The organism is Pseudomonas sp. M30-35, assembly GCF_002163625.1.
In the GTDB taxonomy this organism is placed as follows: Bacteria; Pseudomonadota; Gammaproteobacteria; order Pseudomonadales; family Pseudomonadaceae; genus Aquipseudomonas.
In genome coordinates this window covers 3,110,420-3,128,432 of sequence record NZ_CP020892.1, presented here as the reverse complement: position 1 = coordinate 3,128,432, position 18,013 = coordinate 3,110,420, and the positions used below count along the sequence as shown (strand labels likewise).

General features: G+C 55.5%; 12 protein-coding genes. 4 read left to right on the top strand and 8 right to left on the bottom strand.

The features are described from left to right. Window positions 1-33: 33 nt before the first annotated feature. From B9K09_RS14385 to B9K09_RS14360, 6 genes are read right to left on the bottom strand one after another with little or no spacing between them, the layout of a single operon-like run. Window positions 34-1,677 (bottom strand): BatD family protein, encoded by a 1,644-nt coding sequence (locus tag B9K09_RS14385; RefSeq protein WP_087517469.1) that lies wholly within the window; start codon window positions 1,675-1,677, stop codon window positions 34-36. Continuing rightward, the gene (locus tag B9K09_RS14380; protein ID WP_087517468.1) at window positions 1,674-3,476 is read right to left on the bottom strand and encodes a VWA domain-containing protein; all 1,803 of its coding nucleotides are present in this window, start codon (window positions 3,474-3,476) and stop codon (window positions 1,674-1,676) included. Before B9K09_RS14380 ends, B9K09_RS14385 begins: the two co-directional genes overlap by 4 nt. Next, the gene (locus tag B9K09_RS14375; protein ID WP_087517467.1) at window positions 3,473-4,504 is read right to left on the bottom strand and encodes a VWA domain-containing protein; all 1,032 of its coding nucleotides are present in this window, start codon (window positions 4,502-4,504) and stop codon (window positions 3,473-3,475) included. Before B9K09_RS14375 ends, B9K09_RS14380 begins: the two co-directional genes overlap by 4 nt. After that, the gene (locus B9K09_RS14370) at window positions 4,497-4,991 is read right to left on the bottom strand and encodes a DUF4381 domain-containing protein (RefSeq protein WP_087517466.1); all 495 of its coding nucleotides are present in this window, start codon (window positions 4,989-4,991) and stop codon (window positions 4,497-4,499) included. Before B9K09_RS14370 ends, B9K09_RS14375 begins: the two co-directional genes overlap by 8 nt. Continuing rightward, a complete protein-coding gene (locus tag B9K09_RS14365; RefSeq protein WP_087517465.1) occupies window positions 4,988-5,929 on the bottom strand; it encodes a DUF58 domain-containing protein in 942 nt (313 codons plus the stop codon). The genes B9K09_RS14370 and B9K09_RS14365 overlap by 4 nt, the downstream gene beginning before the upstream one ends. A gap of 4 nt (window positions 5,930-5,933) precedes the next feature. Then, a complete protein-coding gene (locus B9K09_RS14360; protein WP_087517464.1) occupies window positions 5,934-6,920 on the bottom strand; it encodes a MoxR family ATPase in 987 nt (328 codons plus the stop codon). Between the two features lie 742 nt (window positions 6,921-7,662). Between B9K09_RS14360 and B9K09_RS14355 the strand changes: the two genes are divergently transcribed. Continuing rightward, complete coding sequence (locus B9K09_RS14355) at window positions 7,663-12,513, top strand: NAD-glutamate dehydrogenase (RefSeq protein WP_087517463.1); 4,851 nt, start codon at window positions 7,663-7,665, stop codon at window positions 12,511-12,513. 85 nt (window positions 12,514-12,598) lie between these two features. On the opposite strand, the gene B9K09_RS14350 is transcribed toward B9K09_RS14355, so the two are convergent. Then, window positions 12,599-13,480 (bottom strand): DUF6685 family protein, encoded by an 882-nt coding sequence (locus B9K09_RS14350; protein ID WP_087517462.1) that lies wholly within the window; start codon window positions 13,478-13,480, stop codon window positions 12,599-12,601. A 140-nt stretch (window positions 13,481-13,620) separates the two neighbouring features. Here B9K09_RS14350 and B9K09_RS14345 point away from each other — a divergent pair, with 140 nt between their 5' ends. Both B9K09_RS14345 and B9K09_RS14340 read left to right on the top strand, forming a co-directional pair. After that, window positions 13,621-13,842, top strand: a complete 222-nt coding sequence (locus B9K09_RS14345; protein WP_087517461.1) for a DUF2835 domain-containing protein — start codon at window positions 13,621-13,623, stop codon at window positions 13,840-13,842. 146 nt (window positions 13,843-13,988) lie between these two features. Then, complete coding sequence (locus tag B9K09_RS14340) at window positions 13,989-15,017, top strand: quinone-dependent dihydroorotate dehydrogenase (protein WP_087517460.1); 1,029 nt, start codon at window positions 13,989-13,991, stop codon at window positions 15,015-15,017. 92 nt (window positions 15,018-15,109) lie between these two features. Here B9K09_RS14340 and rmf read toward each other — a convergent pair whose 3' ends face one another. Continuing rightward, complete coding sequence (rmf, locus tag B9K09_RS14335; protein ID WP_087517459.1) at window positions 15,110-15,325, bottom strand: ribosome modulation factor; 216 nt, start codon at window positions 15,323-15,325, stop codon at window positions 15,110-15,112. 429 nt (window positions 15,326-15,754) lie between these two features. On the opposite strand from rmf, the gene rlmKL reads away from it, so the two are divergent. After that, the gene (gene rlmKL, locus B9K09_RS14330) at window positions 15,755-18,001 is read left to right on the top strand and encodes a bifunctional 23S rRNA (guanine(2069)-N(7))-methyltransferase RlmK/23S rRNA (guanine(2445)-N(2))-methyltransferase RlmL (protein ID WP_087517458.1); all 2,247 of its coding nucleotides are present in this window, start codon (window positions 15,755-15,757) and stop codon (window positions 17,999-18,001) included. Window positions 18,002-18,013 lie beyond the last annotated feature (12 nt).

Below are 18,013 nucleotides of genomic sequence, written 5' to 3'. Positions count from 1 at the left end.
AGGTTCCAGACCTGCTTCGGGCGAAGAGCGTTGTTAGCGTGGGTAAAGCGCAGGCAAGGCATTGTTTTCGGCGCTGTTTGCCGCCTCGCTCGGTGCGAGTGCTGGTAATGAACGCACTGCCTGCCACAAAGCCTCACCTTGCCACTGCTGAGCGGTCTCGCTATAGAGCGCGCCATTAAGGTTGTGCAACTCAGCAGAAAGCGGCTCGTAACGTGCCGCCATGTCAGCCAGTGTTTCCGGCTGCTGACGTGCCCAGGCATCGAGCGCCGCTCGGCTTGTTTGGGCGTCGTTAGCGAGGCAGGCACGCTTGATATCATCCAACAGTGTACGCGGGCTTGGCCCCGTTGCGGCAATACGAGTAATTGCTGGCTGGCGGCGCGCATACCACCACAAAGCCAGGCTAATCACTGTGCTTAGGCTCAATAAAAAGCAAGCCAGTTGCCATGGCCAAACCGCCTGTTCAGTTTGCGTCGTGGCGGGCAGTGCTGCCACAGGGGCCGGGTTATTGCTGATCTCGCTATTAACCGCAATCTCAAGGGTGCGTGCGGGTACTGCGGTGCGCTCAAGTTGGTCTTTATCGGTGTTCCACCACACCACTTCAACTGGCGCCAGTTCAACCTTGCCCGATTGTTTGGCAACCAAGGCTTCGCGTTCTTCGCGACTGCCTATGACTCCGCGTTCGCTGGTTTCATTGCTCAGTTGGGGTTGGTCAGGGTAACGCTTCAAGCCTGTGGCCTGGGTTTGCGGCAGCGCAGGTAGTTGTGCGCTGGATAGCCCTTCGGCTTTAAGCAGCAAGGTGCGCGTCAGTGAATCACCGACTTTGGCGTTTGTTGGCTCAGGTGACCAAGACTCGGCCAGACTCAGTGCACTGGCGGGTAACCAGGGCGCGTCACTTGGGTAGCTGGCCGGTTTGGGTTTGACTGTTAGTGCAATAACCGATGACTTAACCCGTGCAACTTTGCCCGGGCGCGGCCCGAACGGGTTGAATTCGTTGGCGCTTGCACGGCCAACGGTGGTGGCGGTAAAGGTTTGTGCTGGGATGTCCAAAGTGCCGCTTTTTTGCGGGAAAATTGCGTAACGCAGTTCAATCACACCATGACGTACACCATTAATCTGTTTCTCGTATGTACGTGGTTTACCCAGCGGTTCAACCCGTGCATCAGCTATTTCCAGCGGCGTTAGGCTGCTGTCATCGTAAAGCGAAACGGAGTGATAGATGCGCAGGGTGAGAATCGTCTGAGCCTGTACGTAGACGCTTTCTTTATCGATGCTGGCGTCGATGAACACCGGGGCCATTTCACCCTTCTGGTTGTTCGCCGAGGCCTCTTGTACGTGCAGCGTGATAGGTTCGGTGGTTTTATCAGCCAGGGTGATTGGCGGGATAACCACGTAGCCACTGTGTTTGGGGGAAAGGGTTACAATCCAGCGAGTGGTGGCGTGTGATGCGCCATCCACGCTAGTCAGGCGGTTGACCTGGCGCGTGCCATAGACATCAAACAACTCATTTAGCGGGCTCAAGTCAGGCTTGCCAAACAAGGTGGTTTCATCTGACTCCAGCGTCAGTTCTACCATTTCTCCGCTGTCGATCTGGGTGCGATCTACGCTGGCAGTAAAGTTCTCAGCATGGGCAGTGAATGCCAGCAAGCAGAGGAGAAAAATGCAAAACAGGCGGTTCATCGTTTAGTTTCCTGACGCTGTTGCCGTTCGTACCAAAATTTGCGGCGCAGTAATTCACCCGGATCGTCGGGTATTTGCCGCAACCATTGCTCCATCTCTTGGCGGCGCTCGGCGTCTATTGTGCTGATTGATTCATCAGCCTGCTTGCCTTGAGCCTTTTTGTCGGCCGCTTGTTCCGCCGCCTTGGCCGCGGCGTCTTGCCGTTGCTTGGCCTGTTCGCTGGCCTGTTCAGCTTTCGCTTTATCTGCCGCTTGTTGTTTGGCTTTTTCTGCGTCGGACGGTTGTTCTGCGTCGGCGTCCTTCGGCTTAGCGTCCTGCGGTGGGGTGTTTGATTGCTGGCTAGAATTCTCCGCCGCGTCAGACTGTTGGTTCTGGTTCTGTTGGTTCTGTTGATCTTGCTGATCGTTTTGCTCTGACTGCTGTTGTTTTTGCTTGAGCATTTGTTCGATCAGCGCTTTGTTTTTCTGTGCCTGGGGCAACTCAGGTTGTAACTCAAGGGCCTGATTGTAGGCGTCAATTGCGGCTTCCAGCTCATTGCTACGGGCCAGTGCGTTACCACGGTTGTAGTGTGCGGCAGCATTGTCACTGCTGGCAAAGCGTTCGGCAGCGGCGGGGTAGTTGCCTGCTTGATACAGTGCCTGGGCTTGCCATTGTGGGTCAGTGAAATGCTTTGCCGCCTCTTCTGGTTGGTTCTGCTGCAGCAGCTGTTGGCCTTGCTGGTCTGGGCGCAGCCATAAGTCGTCGAATGAAAAAGCATAGCTAGGCTGCGGGACGCACAGCAGTAACAACGGTAGGCACATTAACCAGCCACGCCGACCGGCAAAAGCGGCAAGCAGTAACAGCGGTAAAAGCAGCCAGTGACCTTGATCCGCCCAGGCTTGCAAGCGGGTTTGATTGCCGGTGTCGCGCATCTGGCTCGGGCCATCGAGTAAGCCTAGGCGATCAATGTCGTTATCATTGATGGTGCTCAGTTGATAACCTGCGCCGACTTGCCGAGCAAATCGACTCAGGTCCTGGCTATCGACCTGTGGAAGCAGAATCGCGCCCTTGGCATCCTTGAGAAAGCTGCCGTCTTCCTGGGTGATCGGCGCACCTTGTAAGGTACCAACGGCGAGAATGCTTAACTGACTAGCGGAGCCGCGCATGGCGCTACCAATGCCATCCTGTTCTTGACTGCTCAAGCCACTGGTAATCAGCAGCAGTCGACCATTACCTTGTCCGCCTTGCTTGAGCAGATCGAGTGCTTTGTTCACCGCCAAGTCGGCGCGGTGGCCCGGCTCAGGCATGATCGATGGTTTGAGGGCTTCCAGCAGGTTGCGCGAGGTGGCGAGGTCATCTGACAGCGGCACTACAGTGTGTGCGCTGCCGGCGTACACCACGATTGCGGTCTGCGCATCACGGCGCGCTTCGAGCAGATCAATGATTTTACGTTTGGCATGCTCGAGTCGATCAGGTGAGAGGTCGGCCGCAAGCATCTGTGGCGACAGCTCAAGCATCACAATCAGTGGGTCGGCTGGCTTCAAGCTGCTCTGTTCAATCTGTTGCCAACTCGGGCCGACTAACGCAACCAACGCCAGCAGCCATGCGCAAGCGAGTAGCACCCATGGCAGGCGACTGCGGCGCCCGTCGCCGCCACTGAGCAAGGCGGCATGGAAGGCTGGAGGTAGAATTTGTTGCCAGCTACCGGCGCGTTTCTCGCGTCGCCAAAGTATCCACAACAAGCCACTTAGCACGGGTGCCAGCAATAACCAGTAGGGGCGCAGCCAGTGTGGCCAAGCCTGTTGCAGCAACTCAATCATGGCTGCCCCCGGCGCACGCGCTGCAGCAAGCGGCTACTGCTCGAGTGGACTTGTTGCCAGACCTCGCGCATAACCAGCAGCAGGCTCAGAAGCATGGCCACGCCCAGTGGCCAGGCATAAAGCGCTTTGGCAGGGCGGGCTAAGGTTGGTTTTTGTTCCACCGGTTCTAGTTTATCGAGTGTGGTTTCTATGCGTTGCAACTCGTCAGCGTCGCGCGCGCGGAAATACTCGCCGCCAGTTAGGTCAGCGATGCTTTGCAGGGTTGGTTCATCCAGGTCTAATCCTGGATTCAAGCCGAGCATGCCCATGATTCCACTTTGTTGCGGGTCTGCGCCAATACCGATGGTGTAGATGGTTACTCCTGCCTCAGCGGCCAGTCGCGCCGCCTGCACCGGTTCAATCTCACCGCCGGTATTGGCACCGTCGGTGACTAGAACCAATACACGGCTGGTTGCTGGGCGATCGCGTAGGCGCTTCACCGCGAGACCAATGGCATCACCGATGGCGGTATTTTTACCGGCAATGCCGATCACTGCTTCATCAAGCCAGGTATGAACGGTGTGTCGGTCAAAGGTCAGCGGGGCCTGCAGGTAAGCCTGGGTGCCGAACAGGATCAGGCCCACGCGATCGCCAACTCGGCCGTCAACAAACTCGCCCATTAAATGTTTGACCAGTGTCAGGCGGCTAACGTCATTGCCGTCCATCTGCATGTCGGCATATTCCATCGAGCCGGAAATATCCACGGCAACCAGGAGATCGCGCCCACTGGCGGGCAATGGCAGTGGTTCACCCACCCATTCGGGGCGCGCGGCTGCGCAGAGCAGACAAATCCATAGCAAGGCAAATGGGGCTTGCTGGCGCCACTTAGACAAGTTGGCCCGAGCCTTACGGCCGCTAAGGCCTTCAAGTTCGCTTAGATAGCTGACGTTCAGCGCTGCTTCGCCGCTGTCTGCAACCGGTAATACCGCCCGTAGCAGCCACGGCAACGGTGCCAGCAAGAAAATCCAGGTCCAGGTGAACTCAAACATGTTTACGAATCCAGGTTTCAACAGCGCTGTTGAGGCCGTCAATAGCTTTATCGTCGAGCATGCAGTTCGGCTTGTAGTTGCCCTCGACTAAAACCATCCAGCGCGTGAGTCCTGCGGCTGGGCAGCGGTTATCGAGGAATGCCAGCCAGGCACGACCATTCAGGACATGGCTGTTGCTGTCGGGGTAGCGCTGGCGACACAGGCGTTTGAGCAGTGCGTTGAGCTGCTGCAGCCAAGGTCCGGCTGCCACGCCGTAATAAGGTTTTTGCAGTTGATTGAGTTCAGCCAGCGCAGCGAGACGGGCGGAGTCCAACGACGGGTCTGTGTCGACCTTTTTAAGCTTGCGTGGGCGGCGTTTATACGCACGTATGCTCCAGGCTACCGCCGCCAACAAGACCACTAGCAGCAACCACCAACCCGGTGCGGGCGGCCACCAACTGATTGCTGGGGGGGCTATTAAAGGTTCAAGTTGGTCGAGCGGATTCATGGCTGCTTCCTGCTGCGTTGGCCGTTTAGATGGTCACGTAGCTGGTCAATCATCTCGCGTTCGGTGTTGAGTGGCAGCAAGGGTACGCCCAACTTTTGCGAGAGCCGCTGCCAGCGCGCTGCTCGCGATTCACTTTGAGATTGGTAGGCGTTACGCAGTTCGCTGTTGTGGCTGTCCAGTTCCAGTTGTGCGCCGTGTTGGGCGAAACGCAGCCGGCCAACGTCAGGCAACTGTTGGTCAAGTGGATCTGAAATCGGTAGCAGTAGAATTTCGGAGTGGCGGGCGAGGAGGCTAAGTTGCTGCTCGCTGGCGTCGTTCAAGGTACGTTCATCGCAGATCACCGCCACCAAACTGCCCGGGCGCAGCACTTCACGCGCGCGGCGCAAAGCCAGGCCAAAGGAATCGCGGTTGCTTTGTATATCGCCGGGCAGGGCTTGATTGGCGCGGACCAGACGACTGAGTAATTGCAGCAGGCTTTGTTTACTACGTCGTGGTTTGATTTCGTGGTGCTCGTTGTTACCAAATACCAAGCCGCCAACTCGGTCGTTGTGATCCAGCGCTGCCCAACCAATCAAACTGGCAACTTGTGCGGCCAGCACCGATTTGAATATCAGCCTGGAGCTGAAAAACAAGCGTTGGCTCTGCTCGACCAGAATGTAGATCGGTCGTTCGCGTTCTTCATGGAACAGCTTGGTGTGCGGTTCCTGAGTACGCGCTGTTACTCGCCAGTCAATCGTGCGTACATCATCGCCAGGCTGGTAAACCCGTACCTGGTCGAAATCCACACCGCGACCACGCAGCTTTGAATGATGCAAACCAATGAGCGGGCTACGCCTGGATGCCGAAGAGAACAGCTGGATTTCTCGCACGCGATGACGCATCTCGATCAGTTCGGCGAGATTAACGCGAATGCCGGGCTGGCTCGGGAGTTCGTGCATAGGGTCAGGCGACAGCCACTACGTCGAGAATACGTTGGATGACGCGATCCTGATCAATGCCACTGGCCTCGGCCTCAAACGACAGGATGATGCGATGGCGCAGCACGTCAAACAGCACGGCCTGTACATCTTCTGGACTGACAAAGTCGCGACCGGCAAGCCATGCATGGGCACGGGCACAGCGATCAAGTGAAATAGTGCCGCGCGGGCTGGCGCCGTAGGCAATCCACTCAGCCAGCTCCGCGTCGAATTTGGCGGGCGTGCGTGAGGCCATAACCAACTGCACCAGGTATTCTTCTACTGCTTCGGCCATGTACAGGCCGAGAATCTCGGTGCGGGCGGCAAAAATAGCTTGCTGGCTCACGCGATGCTCTGGCTTGGACTCGCCGTTGAGTGCTTCGCCACGGGCTTGCTGGAGAATCTTGCGCTCAACAGCGGCATCCGGGAAACCAATCTTTACGTGCATCAGAAACCGGTCAAGCTGGGCTTCTGGCAGTGGATAAGTGCCTTCTTGCTCAATCGGGTTCTGCGTGGCCATCACCAAGAACAGCGGTGATAAGTCATAGGTGCTGCGGCCAACGCTGACCTGTCGCTCAGCCATTGCCTCAAGCAAGGCTGACTGAACCTTGGCTGGTGCCCGGTTAATTTCGTCTGCCAGTACCAGGTTGTGGAAGATCGGCCCTTGCTGGAATACAAAGCTACCGGTTTCCGGGCGATAAATTTCGGTACCGGTGATGTCGGCAGGGAGTAGGTCCGGGGTGAACTGTATGCGATGGAACTCTGCTTCGATGCCTTCGGCTAGCTCTTTGATCGCTTTGGTCTTGGCCAGACCGGGCGCGCCTTCAACCAGCATGTGGCCATCGGCGAGGAGGGCAATTAGCAGTCGCTCGACGAGTTTTTCCTGGCCCAGGATCTGGCTGGAAAGAAACTGCCGCAGTTCATTCAATGCAGCTCGGTGATTCGGGCCTTTCGGGGTTTCTGTGCTTTCCAAAATACCAATCCTGTACCAATTGAGGTGTTACAGCTTGCTCAAATCGGCCCGCGCAAGTGCGGGGGCAGAACAATTTGGTAAAAGCCGCTAGTAGTGCGACCCATTCTGAATTCGAAACAATCGAAGCAGTCGACACATAATCGCATAAGAGCGCTCGGCGGCAGCGGCTGATTTTGAGCGATTCGCCTCGAAACCGGAAGTAAGTTTTGTTTATCCGCTGCTTATGGCGGCACAAGGCAAAAAAGTCTCAGGTGCAGAAAAGACAGCTAACCGTCGACTGCGGCTAAAAGGTTTACTCGCTCCACAGGTTTGCGTGTAGTGACATTTCGCCGCATCAGCGCCAAGCCACTCGACCCTGTTTGCCACTCGACACGGTTTCAAGGGCGGTCCACATTCAGTAACAAGGTTAAAGCCAGCTCTGCGTCTATTCTGACAATAGCAATCCGTTTGTGAAATCTGCGTAGAAAGGGGCAATTGTGGGCGCAGAGGGCTGTTGGTAACCGTTGTATGGGAAAACACGCATGCTTAGTGAAAGAAAATGTCGCAGCGTGGCAAGCGCTTTGCGGTGGTCCATCGGTAAGCTGGTCCGGAAAATGTGACCCGCGAGTCTCGACGGTCGCCAGATAAAGGGGTGCCACCGTAATGCAACAGTCACTTCGTAGACTAACGTTACTACGTTAGGGCACTAAACCTTACTGACACTGCCTTAGTCATTTTACAAGCCAAACGGAGCATACAAGCCATGGCGTTCTTTACGGCGGCCAGCAAAGCCGACTTTCAGCATCAACTGCAAGCGGCGTTGGCTCAGCACGTTGGTGAACAGGGGCTACCACAAATGGCCCTGTTCGCTGAGCAATTTTTCGGAATTATCGCACTCGATGAGCTGATCCAGCGTCGATTGTCTGACCTGGTTGGCTGTACATTGTCTTCCTGGCGATTGCTTGAACGTTTTGACCGCAGCGAGCCGCAGGTTCGCGTATTCAACCCCGATTACGAAAAGCACGGCTGGCAATCAACCCACACTGCCGTGGAAATTCTGCATGCTGACACTCCGTTCCTGGTCGACTCAGTGCGTATGGAGTTTAACCGTCGTGGTTACAACATCCATACCCTGCAGAACAGCGTGTTTAATGTTCGCCGCAACAAGAAAGGCGAGCTGCTGGAAATCCTGCCGAAGGGCACGACCGGTTCGGATGTCACTCAAGAAGCCTTGATGTTCCTTGAGATTGATCGCTGCGCTAATAACGCAGAAATGCAAGCGTTGGCTAAGTCGCTGCACGAAGTATTTGCTGAAGTACGCGCCAGCGTTGATGACTTCTTGCCGATGAAAGCTAAAGCGCAAGAGTTGCTGGGTTGGTTGAGCAAAGCCAAGCTCAAGGTTGAGCCTGCAGAGCTTGAAGAAATTAAAGTATTCATGAGCTGGTTGCTCGACGATAACTTCACGTTTCTCGGCTATGAAGAGTTTACCGTTGCCGATGTTCCGGGTGGCGGTCAGATTGTGTATGACGAGAAGTCTCTGCTGGGTCTGTCCAAGGGCCTGCGTACCGGCCTGAAGAGCCAGGAACTGCATATTGAAGAAGAGGCCGTAAGTTACCTGCGCGAGCCTAAGCTGCTGTCGTTTGCCAAAGCTGCCGTGCCAAGCCGCGTTCACCGTCCTGCGTACCCAGATTTTGTCTCTATTCGCGAGCTTGATAGCAAAGGCAAGGTGGCTAAAGAGTACCGTTTCATGGGGTTGTACACCTCTTCGGTCTACTCCGAGAGCGTGTGGGAAATCCCCTATATCCGCCGCAAAATCACCGAAATCGAGCAACGCTCGGGCTTCGACAGCAAGGCTCACTTGGGCAAAGAACTGGCGCAAGTTCTGGAAGTGCTGCCGCGCGATGATCTGTTCCAGACCCCAGTCGATGAGCTGTTCTCTACGGCGATGTCGATCGTGCAGATCCAAGAGCGCAACAAGATCCGCGTATTCTTACGCCGCGATCCTTATGGCCGTTTCTGTTATTGCCTGGCGTATGTACCGCGTGATGTTTACTCGACTGAAACTCGAGTGAAGATTCAGCAGGTGCTGATGGAGCGCCTGAACGCAACTGACTGCGAGTTCTGGACTTTCTTCTCTGAGTCAGTACTGGCCCGTGTGCAGTTTATTTTGCGGGTCGATCCGAAGAACAAGTCGACCATCGACCCGGTTCGTCTTGAGCAAGAAGTGATTCAAGCCTGCCGTTCATGGAAAGACGATTACGCCAGCTTGATGATTGAAAGCTTAGGCGAAGCGCATGGCACCAACGTGCTGGCTGAATTCCCCAAAGGTTTCCCGGCCGGTTATCGCGAGCGTTTTGCGCCACATTCGGCAGTCGTCGATATGCAGCACCTGCTCAGCCTGAGCGATGAGCGTCCATTGGTCATGAGTTTCTATCAGCCATTGGCTCAAGGCGACAACCTGCTGCACTGCAAGCTTTACCATGCTGATACGCCGTTGCCGTTGTCCGATGTGCTGCCGATTCTGGAAAACCTCGGCCTGCGGGTGCTGGGTGAGTTCCCGTATCGCATGTTCCGCAGCGATGGTAAGGAATATTGGATCCACGACTTCGCCTTCACCTATGCCGAAGGCCTCGCCGTTGATATCCAGCAACTCAACGACACGCTGCAAGACGCGTTCGTCAACATCGTCAGCGGCAATGCCGAGAACGATGCCTTCAACCGTTTAGTGCTGACGGCTGCGATGCCGTGGCGCGATGTAGCGCTACTGCGCGCATATGCGCGTTACCAAAAGCAGATTCGCCTGGGCTTTTCGCTGAGTTATGTGGCAGCAACTCTGGTTAATCATGCGGATATTGCCAAAGAGCTGGTGCGCTTGTTCAAGACGCGTTTTTATCTGGCGCGCAAACTCACCACCGAAGATCTTGAAGAAAAACAGCAGAAGCTTGAGCAAGCCATCATCGGCGCGCTGGACAATGTTGCGGTGCTTAACGAAGACCGCATCCTGCGCCGTTACCTTGACCTGATCAAGGCAACCTTGCGCACCAACTTCTACCAGACAGATGCTAACGGTCAGTACAAGTCCTACTTCAGCTTCAAGTTGAATCCTCGGGCTGTTCCGGAAATTCCTAAGCCAGTGCCGATGTTTGAAGTGTTCGTCTACTCGCCAAGGGTTGAAGGTGTGCATCTGCGCGGTGGCAAAGTTGCGCGTGGTGGGTTGCGCTGGTCCGACCGTGAGGAAGACTACCGCACCGAAGTGCTGGGCTTGGTAAAGGCACAGCAGGTGAAAAATGCGGTAATCGTGCCGGTCGGCGCTAAAGGTGGTTTCGTGCCGCGTCGCCTGCCGCTGCATGGTACGCGTGATGATATTCAGGCTGAGGGTATTGCCTGCTACCGAATCTTTATCAGTGGTTTGCTCGATATCACCGACAACCTCAAAGACGGTGAAGTTGTGCCGCCGCTCAACGTTGTGCGGCATGACGAGGATGATCCCTATCTGGTCGTGGCGGCCGACAAAGGCACGGCAACCTTCTCCGACATCGCAAACGGCATTGCTGCCGAGTATGACTTCTGGCTAGGCGACGCCTTTGCCTCGGGTGGTTCTGCAGGTTATGACCACAAAGGTATGGGCATCACTGCCAAGGGTGCATGGGTGTCGGTGCAGCGTCACTTTAGTGAGCGCGGCATTAATGTGCAGACTGATCCAACGACCGTAATCGGTATCGGCGACATGGCCGGTGACGTGTTCGGCAACGGCATGTTGCTTTCGGATAAATTGCAGGTTGTGGCGGCGTTCAACCACTTGCACATCTTTATCGACCCGAACCCGGATACCGCAAAAAGCTTTATCGAACGTCGTCGCATGTTCGATCTGCCGCGCTCAAGCTGGGCGGATTACGACACCTCGCTGATTTCTCCAGGTGGCGGCATCTTTATGCGCAGCGCCAAGAGCATCGACATCAGCCCAGAGATGAAAGAACGCTTCGATATCAATGCAGACAAGCTGGCGCCGACTGAGCTGCTCAATGCTCTGCTTAAAGCGCCGGTTGACCTGATCTGGAACGGCGGGATTGGCACTTACGTTAAGTCGAGCAAAGAAAGCCATGCCGATGTTGGCGATAAAGCGAATGACGTATTGCGGGTTGACGGCCGTGAGCTGCGCGCCCGCGTCGTGGGCGAGGGCGGCAACCTCGGCATGACCCAGTTGGGCCGTGTCGAGTACGGTCTGCACGGTGGCTCGAGCAACACTGACTTTATTGATAACGCCGGTGGTGTGGATTGCTCCGACCACGAAGTGAATATCAAAATTCTGCTTAACGAAACCGTGACTGCGGGCGACATGACGGGCAAGCAGCGTAACAAGCTGCTGGCGGAAATGACTGACGCTGTAGGCGCGCTGGTGCTGGGTAACAATTACAAGCAGACGCAGGCACTGTCTGTGGCTGCTCGCCGTGCCCGTGAAAACGTCGGCGAGTACAAGCGCTTGATGCTGGTGCTTGAAGCTGCTGGCAAGCTGGATCGCGCGCTGGAGTTCTTGCCTTCTGATGATGAACTCAATGAGCGAACTGCCAACGGTCTGGGGCTGACTCGCCCTGAACTGTCGGTATTGATCTCTTACAGCAAGATCGACTTGAAAGAGTCGCTGCTGCTTTCGCAAGTGCCGGATGATGAGTATCTGGCGCGTGAAATGGAGAGTGCTTTCCCAGCGTTGCTGGCCGACAAGTTTGGCGAGTCTATGCGTCGTCACCGTCTCAAGCGTGAAATTGTCAGCACGCAGATTGCCAACGATCTGGTCAACCACATGGGGATCACCTTCGTTCAGCGCCTGAAGGACTCCACTGGCATGAGTTCGGCCAATGTGGCGGGTGCTTATGTGATCGTACGTGATGTATTCCATCTGCCGCGCTGGTGGAAGCAGATCGAAGCGCTTGATCACAAAGTCCCGGCTGAGCTGCAATTGCAGATGATGGACGAGCTGATGCGTCTGGGCCGGCGTGCAACTCGCTGGTTCTTGCGTAGCCGTCGTAACGATCTAGATGCTGCGCGTGATGTTGCCCACTTTGCGCCACGTGTAGAGGCCTTGGCCTTGAGCTTGGACGATCTGCTTGAGGGGCCTGCCCGTGAGCAATGGTTGGCGCGCTTCCAGTCTTATGTAGAGGCGGGCGTACCAGAGGAGTTGGCGCGTGTGGTTGCAGGCACAAGCCAGCTTTACACCCTGTTGCCAATCATTGAGGCTTCGGATGTAACCGGGCAAGAACCGGCGCGGGTAGCCGAGGCTTACTTTGCCATTGGTGATAGCTTGGAGCTTTCATGGTACTTGCAGCAGATCAATAGCTTGCCAGTTGAAACTAACTGGCAAGGGCTGGCCCGTGAAGCTTTCCGTGATGATCTCGACTGGCAGCAGCGTGCGATCACCGTATCGGTGCTGCAAATGACTAATGCACCTGCCGAAATCGAGGCGCGTGTTCAGGTCTGGGTAGAGGAGCATCGCCGTATGGTCGAGCGTTGGAAGTTTATGCTGGCTGAGCTACGTGCCGCTACAACGACCGATTACGCAATGTATGCCGTTGCTAATCGTGAGTTGATGGACTTGGCGCAAACCAGCAGCACTAACTAAGCGATTGTTGATGTGATTAAAAAACCCGCCAAGTGCGGGTTTTTTAATGGCTGAAATCAGAGGTGCTGAAACCAGAGAGGTTCAGTCAGTTTTGAGGGCTGCTAAGCTTCTGTAGATGCGCCGCTACGTCAGTGGCCCCGGCGATGAGCAAGCCTTCGCCCAGCGCTGTGGCTTCAGCGGACTGTTTGGGTAGCAGGAGTATTTCGGTGGCGCCAGAACGGCCGCTGAATGCGAGTCGTGAATAGGGTGCTTCGAGCAATAGCGCCATAAAATCTGCATGACTCCACGCCGCAGCGGGCATCGCCAGCGCATGATAGTGCTGGTTCAGTTCGCTCAAGCCTTCACTGCTCAATTGATAACTGGTCATGCGTGCGGGAAGGCTGACTTCGAGTTCGCGTCGTCTGGCATAAGCAATCGCACTGGCAAATGCATCGCCATTGGCGTCGCCTGCCCAGAATATCCGGTCGCCCTGCCAGCTGGCTTGCTGCAGGTTTACGGTTTCGCCAGCGAGGAAGCGTGGCAAGGCGAGGCTGATGGTTCTGACGAAGTCTTTGTAGCTGATAATCCGCGCCTGGCGGCAATAGTCAGTGGCGGCCAATTGCTCGAAGCTGTTCAACAGGGCGTGTTTGGTTGGACAGCTGGCGAGGCCATCAACCTTGCGCAAGTCAAAAGCACTTAGCGCTTGCTGCTCAACTTTAACCACTTTGAGGAGCATTGATCGCGCATGGGCTTTGTCTTCTTGCACGGGGCCGGACAAGGCGCTGCGCGGCAGGTCGAGTAGATAATGCCAGGGGATGCCTTGCTCCCAGCTAATGCTGTATTCACGCTTGGGGATATCATTGAAAGGAAGCTTTAAAGCACTGGCGCGCTCAAGGATTTGTCGCGGTCCACGACCTATAAGACCCAATCGCTGGGCGAGGGCTGTGAGACGAGAGCTGATTGTGCTGTTTGGGTCGTGCGGGGTCATAGCCAGTTACATACTCTGTGTGCGCCAGAGCAAGTGTGGCAGACTCGCAGGCTTGCTGCACGGGGTTTGCAGCCTAAAACGTCGGGCCGCTCAGGTGGATTAAACTCTGTGTGTGTCGAAACCATCATGAAGGAGCCTCCATGCCTAGCTTGCTACTGGATATTGCGCTATCTAGGCAGTCGCTTCAGTTGTATTACCAAGGTGATGCAAGTCGTCTGCTGCTGACCAGTCGCGAGGGGCAGCGCGTTAACCTACCCATCCATCACTTGCGCCCGTTCGTAACTCACTTGGGGGTTAATGGCGTATTTGAAATCGAGTTCAATGAATTCGGCAAGTTGCTGAGTTTACGCCGTTTGAGCTAACCCCCCAACTCTGCAGGCCCGGCCGTGCGCTTTCAATGAGCATCCCGCAGCGCTGCTACGGCTAGAGGTTTTTGGGTCGCTAGCTGTGCGTATGGCCTGTATAATCACTGCCTTTCAAACTCTGACCAATCGAGCTGAGCCTGCCCATGTATAACTTGGCCCGCGAGCTGCTGTTTAAGCTTTCCGCTGAAACCTCCCACGAATTGTCTATTGATCTGATCGGCTCTGGTGGCCGTTTGGGCCTCAATGGCCTGTTGACCAAGGCGCCAGCGAGCTTGCCGGTCAATGTCATGGGGTTGCAGTTCGCTAACCCTGTAGGTCTGGCGGCGGGGCTTGATAAAAATGGCGATGCAATAGATGGTTTCGCCCAGCTGGGTTTTGGCTTTGTCGAGGTGGGCACCGTGACGCCGCGTCCTCAGCCAGGTAATCCGAAGCCGCGTTTGTTTCGTCTGCCAGAGGCCGAGGGCATCATCAATCGCATGGGGTTCAACAACCAAGGCGTTGATCACTTGCTGGCCCGTGTGCAAGCGGCTAAGTACAAGGGCGTGTTGGGTATCAATATCGGTAAGAACTTCGATACCCCGGTCGAGTGTGCAGTGGATGATTATCTGCTTTGCCTGGACAAGGTTTATCGCCACGCCAGTTATGTCACCGTCAATGTCAGCTCCCCAAACACGCCGGGGCTGCGCAGTCTCCAGTTCGGTGACTCGCTCAAACAGTTGCTCGAAGCGCTGCGTCAGCGTCAGGAAGATCTGGCCCAGGTTCACGGTAAACGTGTGCCGCTGGCGATCAAAATCGCTCCAGACATGACTGATGAAGAAACCGTGGAAGTGGCCAAGGCGCTGATTGACACCGGAATGGATGCGGTCATCGCAACTAACACCACGCTCTCGCGTGATGGAATTAAAGGCCTTGAGCATGCCGATGAGGCTGGCGGATTGTCTGGCGCACCGGTACGTGAGCAAAGCACGCACATCGTCAAGGTGTTAGCCGGTGAGTTGGCTGGGCGTTTGCCGATTATTGCGGTGGGGGGCATCACTGAAGGCAAGCATGCTGCCGAGAAAATCGCGGCCGGTGCCAGTTTGGTGCAAATTTACTCAGGCTTTATTTACAAAGGCCCTGCATTGATTCGCGAAGCGGTCGATGCGATTGCTGGGTTGCCGAAAAAAGGTTGAGCCAATTAAAGGGGGCTCCTTAAAAGGAGCCCCTTGGGCTTAGCCCGCCGCCCGATTGGGGCGTGCTTGGTTGAGTCGGTTATGTCCTGGTGTTAGCCGACAGCATTAAGTTCGTTGAGGCGATGGATTCCGGCAGTGCCTGTTAAACCGTCCCAGTTGTCTCCGCGGCCCTCTCGCCAGCCGTTTAACCAAGCTTGGCGAACTGATGCAAGGGTGAATGGACAAAGCTCTCGTGATTTACCATGAATACCGTATTGATAGCCGCGTAAAAAGGCTTTTTCTAAAGGATCACGCTTAAGTCTTCTCATAGGGTGTTGCCCTCACTTGTTGACTGTTTATGTCCTGTAGATCTCATGGTGAGATCAGGCAGAAATGGTCTGCCGTTGGAGTCCGCTGCCGGCGTCGCGAGCCTCCTGTGTTATCACCGTTGCGGCGATAACCTAGGTAGATTTCTAACCAATGCGTGAAGCCATGGGAATGATCGTTTTGTCATAAGGGCGTAACAGTTTTGATGGTATGGCCATAAGGCATCTTGGTCAGACCATTCATGCATTGATTCAGCTCAGGCTCTACGGGGCTTTGCTGTTGCTTTACTGGTAATTTGCCATCGCGAACCAATCGCGATTGCAACTGCAATTTATTCAGACGAAGGGTCGCGCTGCGACTTTTTGTCACTTATTTTGGTTGTGCATTATTTGCGTGCCTGCCACTAACGGCGTTAGCCACTGGAAATTCTCATGTCGGATCGTTACGAACTCTTCCTTACGTGCCCAAAAGGTCTTGAAGGGTTACTCCTTGAAGAGGCCAGCACACTTGGTCTCGAAGAGGTACGTGAACATACTTCTGCGGTGCGCGGTTTTGCTCAAATCGAGACTGCATATCGCTTGTGCTTGTGGTCTCGGTTGGCTAACCGGGTGCTACTGGTGCTTAAGCGGTTCCCAGTCAAAGATGCCGAAAGCATGTATGAAGGCGTGCTTGAGGTTGACTGGTACGAGCACATGGAGCCCAACGGCAGCCTGGCAGTCGAGTTCAGTGGTAATGGTTCGGGCATCGACAACACTCACTTCGGCGCGCTGAAGGTCAAGGATGCGATCGTCGACAAGCTGCGCCAAAAGGACGGCACGCGTCCCTCGGTGGATAAACTTAATCCTGATTTACGGATTCATCTGCGTCTTGATCGCGGCGAAGCAATTCTCTCGCTTGATCTGTCCGGGCATAGCCTGCATCAGCGCGGTTATCGCCTGCAGCAAGGTGCTGCACCACTCAAAGAAAACCTTGCAGCAGCGGTGTTGATCCGCGCTGGCTGGCCGCGCATCGCTGCTGAAGGCGGCGCGCTGGCTGACCCAATGTGCGGTGTTGGTACGTTTTTGGTCGAGGCGGCAATGATGGCGGCTGACGTGGCGCCGAACCTGACTCGCGAACAGTGGGGCTTTAGCCAATGGCTGGGACATGTGCCAGCGATCTGGAAGAAATTGCAGGCTGAAGCGCAAGAACGTGCGGACATTGGTATGGCCAAGCCGCCGCTGTGGATTCGTGGTTACGAAGCGGATCCACGTTTGATTCAGCCAGCCAAGAACAACATTGATCGTGCGGGTTTGAGTCACTGGATCAAGGTTTATCAGGGCGAGGTGGCCACCTTCGAGCCGCGTCCGGATCAGAACCAAAAAGGTTTGGTCATCAGTAACCCTCCGTACGGTGAGCGTCTGGGTGACGAAGCCAGCTTGTTGTATCTCTATCAGAATCTTGGCGAGCGTCTGCGCCAGGCCTGTATGGGCTGGGAGGCCGCGGTATTTACTGGCGCGCCAGATCTGGGCAAGCGCATGGGTATCCGCAGCCACAAGCAATACGCGTTCTGGAACGGTGCCTTGCCCTGCAAGTTGCTGTTGATCAAGGTTCAACCTGAGCAGTTTGTTACGGGTGAACGGCGTACACCTGAGCAGCGCGAACGCGAGCGTGAGCAAAGTGAGTTGGAGGCCAGCGTAACCCCAGTGGTTGCGGCCAAGTCCGCAACGCCTGCACCCGCTCCAGTCGAGCAGGCTCGTTTGAGCGAAGGCGGGCAGATGTTTGCTAACCGCCTGCAAAAGAACCTCAAGCAATTGAGCAAGTGGGCGCGTAAAGAAGGCATCCAATGCTATCGGTTGTATGACGCAGATATGCCTGAGTACGCGCTGGCTATCGATCTCTATGGTGACTGGGTGCATGTGCAGGAATATGCTGCGCCGCGCTCCATCGATCCAGAGAAGGCTCAGGCGCGACTGTTTGATGCGCTGGCGGCGATCCCGCAGGCGTTAAACGTCGACAAGAGCAAAGTCGTTATCAAGCGACGTGAGCGACAGAGCGGGGCCAAGCAGTACCAGCGCCAGAGTGCTCAAGGTCAGTTCATGGAAGTGACCGAAGGCGACGTTAAACTCTTGGTTAACCTGACGGACTACCTCGATACCGGTTTGTTTCTCGATCACCGTCCACTACGTCTGCGGATTCAGCGTGAGGCGGCGGGTAAGCGTTTTCTCAACCTGTATTGCTACACCGCCACCGCTTCTGTTCATGCAGCCAAAGGCGGTGCACGCAGCACCACCAGCGTTGATTTGTCGAAGACCTATCTGGATTGGGCGCGGCGTAACCTGTCGCTCAACGGCTTCTCTGACAAAAACAAGCTGGAGCAGGGCGATGTCATGGCTTGGCTGGAGGAAGATCGTAACGAATACGAGTTGATCTTCATTGATCCGCCGACGTTCTCCAACTCCAAGCGCATGGAAGGTATCTTTGATATCCAGCGTGATCACGTTGCCTTGCTGGATTTGGCAATGGCGCGCCTGGCCAGTGGCGGGGTGCTGTATTTCTCCAACAACTTCCGTAAGTTCATCCTCGATGAAACACTGTCTGCGCGCTACAACGTTGAAGAGATCACCGCCTCGACCCTGGACCCGGACTTTGCCCGCAACAGCAAAATCCACCGCGCCTGGCGTATCACCGCACGCGGCTAAGCGCTTAACTGC